Below are 6281 nucleotides of genomic sequence, written 5' to 3' on the forward strand. Positions count from 1 at the left end.
CGCCCACCCCCTCCCCGACGCCCTCGGCGACCGGGGAAGAGGCGGCGGAAGAAGCTCACTGAGCAGCAGAAAACCCCTGTTCCGGTACGGCGGTCGTACCGGAACAGGGGTTTTCAGCCTTCGACGGCGTCGAACTTGTAGCCCAGGCCGCGCACGGTCAGGATGCAGCGCGGGTCGGACGGGTCGGACTCGATCTTGGCGCGCAGGCGCTTGACGTGGACGTCGAGGGTCTTGGTGTCGCCCACGTAGTCGGCGCCCCAGACCCGGTCGATGAGCTGGCCCCTGGTCAGCACGCGCCCGGCGTTGCGCAGCAGCACCTCCAGCAGCTCGAACTCCTTCAGCGGCAGCTGCACCTGCTCACCGCGCACGGCGACGACGTGCCGGTCGACGTCCATGCGTACGGGGCCGACGGCGAGCACGGCCGTCTCCAGCTCCTCGACGGCGTCTCCCTGGCGGCGCAGGACCGCGCGGATGCGGGCCACCAGCTCGCGTGAGGAGAACGGCTTGGTGACGTAGTCGTCGGCGCCCAGTTCCAGGCCGACCACCTTGTCGATCTCGCTGTCCTTGGCGGTCAGCATGATCACCGGCACCTTGGAACGCTGGCGCAGCGAACGGCACACCTCCGTGCCGGGCAGCCCCGGCAGCATCAGGTCGAGCAGCACCAGGTCGGCGCCGTTGCGGTCGAAGGTGTCGAGCGCCTCGGGCCCGGTCGCCGCGACCGACACCTCGAAGCCCTCCTTGCGGAGCATGTAGGACAGGGCGTCGGAGAAGGACTCCTCGTCCTCCACGACGAGCACTCGGGTCATTTGGCGGCCTCCAGGGGAATCGAAGGTGGTACTGCCACCGCCGTGCCGCCGAACGCGGGCAGGCGGAGCGTGAAGGTGGAGCCGGACCCTTCCTTGCTCCAGACGGACACCTCTCCCGCGTGGGCGGCGGCGACGTGCTTGACGATGGCGAGGCCGAGGCCGGTGCCGCCGGTCGCCCGTGACCTGGCCGCGTCGACGCGGAAGAAACGTTCGAAGATGCGTTCCAGGGCCTCCTCGGGGATGCCGATGCCCTGGTCGCTCACGCTGATCTCGACGGAGTCGCCTGCGGGCCGCACGCTCACGACCACTCTCGTGTGCTCGGGGCTGTAGGCGACGGCGTTGTCGATCAGGTTGCGCAGCGCGGTGACGAGCAGCTCGTCGTCACCCCAGATGCGCAGGCCCTCGGTGCCGCCGGTGACGATCGCGATGTCCTTGGCGGCGGCCCTGGTGTTGCAGTGGTCGACGGCGTCGTTGACGGCCTCGTCGATGGCGACCTGCCCGGGGGTGGGGATGGGCTCGGCGCCCTGGATCCTGCTCAGCGTGATCAGGTCCTGGACGAGGTAGTTGAGCCGGGCGGTCTCCAGCTGCATGCGACCGGCGAAGCGGGTGACCGCCTCGGGGTCGTCCGCCGCGTCCTCAATGGTCTCCGCGAGCAGGCTCAGCGCTCCCACCGGGGTCTTCAGCTCGTGGCTGACGTTGGCGACGAAGTCGCGGCGTACGGCCTCGACCCTGCGCCGCTCGGTCTGGTCCTCGGCCAGCACGAGCACCTGGCCGTGCGAGCCCAGCGGCGCCACGCGGACGGCGAAGCTCGTGGTCTCCTGGCCGAACTTGTGCCCGGCGACGTCGATCTCGCTCTCGCGGATCTCACCGTCGCGGCGCACCTGCCTGGCCAGCGCGAGCAGTTCTGCGGCCATCAGCCGCTCCCCCTTGACCAGCCCGAACGCCCGGGCCGCCGAGCTGGCGCGCAGCACGCGGTCATGCGCGTCGAGCACCACGGCGGACGACGGCAGGACGGCGAGCACGGAGGCCACCCCCTGCGGCAGCGCCGTGCCCGTCTCCACGTCGTCGCTCGCGGCCGTGCGGCTGGGGGCCTCGATCTGGTTGCGGTAGAACAGGACCGCCAGGGCGCCCACCACGAACCCGGCCAGGGCCGCGAAGCTCATGGCCATCTCACTCATGCCTTTGATGGTAGGTGGCCTTTTCGCAGGACAGACCCCCTCATCTGGGGATGAACGCGGCTTTCCTGGAAAGTTCATCTGAGCGTTGGAGTTCGTTCATCGTCGCCCTCGTACGGTGACGGCATGCGCGACGCGTACCATGAAGAACTCGATTCGCTGACCGACAAACTGGTCGAGATGACCAGACTCGTCCGCTCGGCCATTTCCCGTGCCACCACGGCACTTCTCGACGCCGACCTCGCGCTCGCCGAGAGCGTCATCTCCCGCGACGAGGAGGTGAACGCGACGTTCGCCGACATCGAGGCGTCGATCTTCGAGCTGATGGCCAGGCAGCAGCCGGTCGCGGTGGATTTGCGGATGGTCATCACGGCGCTGCGCATGGGCACCGACCTGGAGCGGATGGGCGACCTCGCCGTCCACGTCGCCAAGGTCGCCCGCCTTCGCCACCCCGACTCGGCGATCCCGGCGGAGACCCGCTCCACGATCGTCGAGATGGGGCAGATCGCCGAGAACCTCGTCACCAAGGCCGGCAGCTGCGTGGCGTCCAGGGACGTCGAGTCGGCGCTGGAGCTGGAGCAGGACGACGACGCGATGGACCGCCTGCATCGGCGGTTGTTCAGGAACATCCTGGCCAAGGACTGGCCGCACGGCGTCGAGCCGGCGATCGACATCACCTTGATCGGGCGCTATTACGAGCGCTACGCCGATCATGCCGTCAGGGTGGCGGCGGACGTCGTCTACCTCGTGACGGGGTCGCGCCCCTGACCGTCGGGCCGGCCCGACGCCTCGTCCGGGCTCAGCGGCCCTGGTTGGCGACGGCTTCGATGGCCGCCTTGGCCGCCTCGGGGTCGAGGTAGCGCCCGCCGCGCACCGCCGGGTTGTAGTCGGCGTCGAGGTCGTAGACCAGCGGGATGCCCGTCGGGATGTTGAGGCCGGCGATCTCCTCGTCGCCGATGCCGTCGAGGTGCTTGACCAGGGCCCGCAGGGAATTGCCGTGCGCCGCCACCAGGACGGTGCGGCCGGCGGCGAGGTCGGGGACGATCTCGTCGTACCAGTAGGGGAGCATGCGCTCCACGACGTCCTTCAGGCACTCGGTGCGGGGCATGAGCTCCGAGGGCAGCAGGGCGTAGCGCGGGTCGCCGGCCTGGGAGAACTCGTCGTCGTCGGCGATCGGCGGCGGGGGCGTGTCGTAGGAGCGGCGCCAGAGCATGAACTGCTCCTCGCCGAACTCCTCCCTGGTCTGCGCCTTGTTCTTGCCCTGCAGGGCGCCGTAGTGGCGTTCGTTGAGCCGCCAGCTGCGCTTGACGGGGAGCCAGAGCAGGTCGGCCGCCCCCAGCGCCAGCTGCGCCGTCTGGATGGCTCTGGTCAGCAGACTGGTGTGGACGACGTCGGGCCGGAGCCCGGCTTCCTGGAGCAGCTTGCCGCCCCGGCGTGCCTCGTCCTCGCCCTTGGCCGACAGGCTCACGTCCACCCAGCCGGTGAACAGGCCCTTCGCGTTCCAGTCACTCTCGCCGTGCCGTAGCAGCACCAAAGTCGCCATATGCCCAATCCTAGGGGCGCTCCGCCCTGGCCGGGTCGGCGAAGCGGGCGAACGCCTGCAGGTTGGCCAGCGACTCGCCGCGCTTGGCCCGCCATTCCCACTCGCGCCTGATCGACGAGGCGAAGCCCAGCTCAAGGGCCCGGTCGAACCAGTCGTCCGCGTACGTCAGCACGCACCCGAGCAGCCGGTCGATCTGGTCCTCGTCGACGGCGGCCAGGGGGACCCGCCCGACGAGATAGACGTCGCCGACGGGGTCGAGGGAGAAGTGCACGCCGTACGTCGTGCCGTTCTTGCCCAGCAGCCAGCGGTAGAACTCGGCGTGGTTCTCGTCGGGCCGGCGGCAGAAGAACGCCTCGACGTGCAGGACCGTCTCTCCGACGATCAGCCAGGTCATGGTGGCGAGCTTGTGCTGCCCGGGCAGTCTGACCAGGAACGCCCCTGGCCGCGGCTCCTCGTAGGAGACGTCCGCGGCCTTGAGCGCGGCTTCGACGACATCGCGCATGCAGCCCAGCATAAGCGGGCCAGAACAATGTACGGGCGCTAGAGGTTCACGGCCACGGGCGTCCTGTGCAGGTTGGCGACGGCGGCCGCGTACACCTCCATGAGCCGCGAGGCGGTGGCCTGCCAGCCGAAGGCGGCGGCGTGCGCGCGTGCGCCCCGGGAGAGCTCGTCGCGGCGGCGCTGCGCGGTGACGAAGCGGCGCAGCGCCCCCGCCCAGACGGCCGGGTCATGGCCGTCGACGAGCACGCCGGACACGTCGTGGCGCACGGCGGTACGCAGCCCGCCCACGGCCGCGGCGGCCACGGGGGTGCCGCACGCCTGCGACTCCAGGGCGACGAGGCCGAACGACTCGCTGTAGGAGGGCACCACGGTCACGGACGCGGCCCGGTACCAGTCGGCCAGCTCCTCCTGCGCGACCGGCGGCACGAGGCGTACGACGTCGGCGATGCCCAGCTCCGCCGCCAGCTCGGTGAGGAGGGACGGCCGGGCCAGGCCGTTGCCCGACGGGCCTCCCACGCAGGCGACCACCAGGCGCTCCCGCAGCGACGGGTCGTCGATGAGCATCCTGGAGGCCGCGCGCAGCAGCACGTCGGGCGCCTTGAGCGGCTGGATCCTGCCGACGAACAGCAGCACGTGCGCGTCCTGCGGCAGCCCCAGGCGGCGACGGGCCGCGTCCTGCGGGCCGGGCCTGAAGACGGTGAGGTTGACGCCGGGGTTGACGACGGCGACGCGCTGCTCGGGGGCGCCGTACAGGTCGATGAGCTCGCGTGCCTCGTCGGCGGTGTTGGCCACCAGGCGGTCGGCGATCTCGACGACCTGTTCCTCGCCGACGACGCGGGCCTGGGGTTCCGGCCTGTCGTTCCGGGCGAGCAGCAGGTTCTTGACCTTGGCCATGGTGTGCATCGTGTGCACGAGGGGCACGCCCCAGCGTTCCTTGGCCAGCCAGCCGACCTGGCCGGACAGCCAGTAGTGGGAGTGGATGACGTCGTAGCGGCCGGGCTCGTACATGGCCTCGGTGCGCAGCACCTCCGACAGGAACGCGCAGAGCTGGCCGGGAAGGTCGCTCCTGTCCATCTCCTCGTACGGGCCGGCGGTGAGGTGGCGGACGAGGACGCCGGGGGCGAGCTCGGCGACGGGCGGCAGGTCGCGGGCGGTGGCGCGGGTGAAGATCTCCACCTCCACGCCGGCCTGGGCCAGCCGTCTGGCGGATTCGACGATGTACACGTTCATGCCGCCGGCGTCACCTGTACCGGGCTGGTCCAGGGGGGACGTGTGCATGCTGATGGTCGCGATCCGGTGGACCCGTCGTCGCCTCACTCGACACCACCTCCGAACCAATGACAACCCTCCGAATTTTTGCGACATTCCCGACAGATAGTCACAGTCGGGGTACAACTCCGGCGTCCGGATGACCGTGGAGCCGGGCGAGGCGATGCCCGCTCGGCGCCCGCCGTCCGCGGCGGCCTGCCCCCGACGCGGATCGGCGGGGCTGGCAGGATGAGGACATGCGCAGAACAGCCGTGGTGACGGGCGCCAGCAGCGGAATAGGGGAGGCGACCGCGCGCCGGCTCGCCGGCGAGGGATACGACGTGGTGGCGGGCGCCAGGCGCCGCGACCGGCTCGACAAGCTGGCCGCCGAGGTCCCCTCGATCACGCCGGTGACGCTCGACGTGACCTCACCGGAGTCGGTCGACGCGCTGGCGGGCGCGCTCGACCGCTGTGACGTGCTGGTCAACAACGCCGGCGGCGCACTCGGCCTCGAACCGGTGGCCGAGGCCCGGCTCGACGACTGGCAGCGGATGTACGACACCAACGTGCTCGGCTCCCTGCGCATGACCCAGGCGTTGCTGCCCCGGCTGATCGAGTCGGGGGACGGCGTGCTGGTCATGCTGACCTCGACGGCGGGGCTGGTGTCGTACGAGGGGGGTGGCGGCTACTGCGCGGCCAAGCACGCCCAGACGTCGATGGTCGAGACGCTCCGCCTCGAACTCGTCGGGCAGCCGGTGCGGATCGTCGAGATCGCGCCGGGCATGGTGCGCAGCGAGGGCTTCGCGGTCACCAGGTTCCGTGGCGACGAGGAGGCCGCGGCCCGCGTGTACGAAGGCGTGCCCGGCCCCCTGACCTCCGGCGACGTGGCCGACGCGATCGCCTGGGCCGTGACGCGCCCCGCCCACGTGAACATCGACCGCATGGTCATCCGCCCCCGCGCCCAGGCCGCGCAGCACAGGATCCACCGCGTCAGTGGCTGAGCCCACC

The 6281-nt window shown here is 70.8% G+C and carries 7 protein-coding genes; 2 read left to right on the top strand and 5 right to left on the bottom strand.

Going from position 1 to position 6281, the window contains the following annotated elements:
• Positions 1-113 precede the first annotated feature (113 nt).
• Positions 114-806, bottom strand: a complete 693-nt coding sequence (locus tag E1295_RS46635; RefSeq protein WP_132641608.1) for a response regulator transcription factor — start codon at positions 804-806, stop codon at positions 114-116.
• Entirely contained in the window at positions 803-1975 is a 1173-nt protein-coding gene (locus E1295_RS46640) for a sensor histidine kinase (RefSeq protein WP_132641620.1), read from the bottom strand. Before E1295_RS46640 ends, E1295_RS46635 begins: the two co-directional genes overlap by 4 nt.
• Before the next feature lie 132 nt (positions 1976-2107).
• Here E1295_RS46640 and phoU point away from each other — a divergent pair, with 132 nt between their 5' ends.
• A complete protein-coding gene (phoU, locus tag E1295_RS46645) occupies positions 2108-2749 on the top strand; it encodes a phosphate signaling complex protein PhoU (RefSeq protein WP_132641610.1) in 642 nt (213 codons plus the stop codon).
• Between the two features lie 31 nt (positions 2750-2780).
• Here phoU and E1295_RS46650 read toward each other — a convergent pair whose 3' ends face one another.
• Genes E1295_RS46650 through mshA form a run of 3 tightly spaced genes read right to left on the bottom strand, consistent with a single transcriptional unit; the run spans position 2781 to position 5390 of the window.
• A complete protein-coding gene (locus E1295_RS46650) occupies positions 2781-3524 on the bottom strand; it encodes a phosphoglyceromutase (protein WP_132641612.1) in 744 nt (247 codons plus the stop codon).
• Positions 3525-3534: 10 nt separating this feature from the next.
• Positions 3535-4026 (bottom strand): type III secretion system chaperone family protein, encoded by a 492-nt coding sequence (locus E1295_RS46655; protein WP_132641614.1) that lies wholly within the window; start codon positions 4024-4026, stop codon positions 3535-3537.
• Positions 4027-4064: 38 nt separating this feature from the next.
• Positions 4065-5390, bottom strand: a complete 1326-nt coding sequence (gene mshA, locus E1295_RS46660) for a D-inositol-3-phosphate glycosyltransferase (protein WP_132641616.1) — start codon at positions 5388-5390, stop codon at positions 4065-4067.
• A 140-nt stretch (positions 5391-5530) separates the two neighbouring features.
• Between mshA and E1295_RS46665 the strand changes: the two genes are divergently transcribed.
• The gene (locus E1295_RS46665; protein WP_132641618.1) at positions 5531-6274 is read left to right on the top strand and encodes an SDR family NAD(P)-dependent oxidoreductase; all 744 of its coding nucleotides are present in this window, start codon (positions 5531-5533) and stop codon (positions 6272-6274) included.
• Positions 6275-6281 lie beyond the last annotated feature (7 nt).

The organism is Nonomuraea mesophila, assembly GCF_004352805.1.
In the GTDB taxonomy this organism is placed as follows: domain Bacteria; phylum Actinomycetota; class Actinomycetes; order Streptosporangiales; family Streptosporangiaceae; genus Nonomuraea; species Nonomuraea longispora.

Bases quoted from the DNA above. Each gene is read 5' to 3' on its own strand.
- E1295_RS46635 (WP_132641608.1), bottom strand. From the start codon at position 806: ATGACCCGAGTGCTCGTCGTGGAGGACGAGGAGTCCTTCTCCGACGCC.
- E1295_RS46640 (WP_132641620.1), bottom strand. From the start codon at position 1,975: ATGGCCATGAGCTTCGCGGCCCTGGCCGGGTTCGTGGTGGGCGCCCTG.
- phoU (WP_132641610.1), top strand. From the start codon at position 2,108: ATGCGCGACGCGTACCATGAAGAACTCGATTCGCTGACCGACAAACTG.
- E1295_RS46650 (WP_132641612.1), bottom strand. From the start codon at position 3,524: ATGGCGACTTTGGTGCTGCTACGGCACGGCGAGAGTGACTGGAACGCG.
- E1295_RS46655 (WP_132641614.1), bottom strand. From the start codon at position 4,026: ATGCGCGATGTCGTCGAAGCCGCGCTCAAGGCCGCGGACGTCTCCTAC.
- mshA (WP_132641616.1), bottom strand. From the start codon at position 5,390: ATGTCGCAAAAATTCGGAGGGTTGTCATTGGTTCGGAGGTGGTGTCGA.
- E1295_RS46665 (WP_132641618.1), top strand. From the start codon at position 5,531: ATGCGCAGAACAGCCGTGGTGACGGGCGCCAGCAGCGGAATAGGGGAG.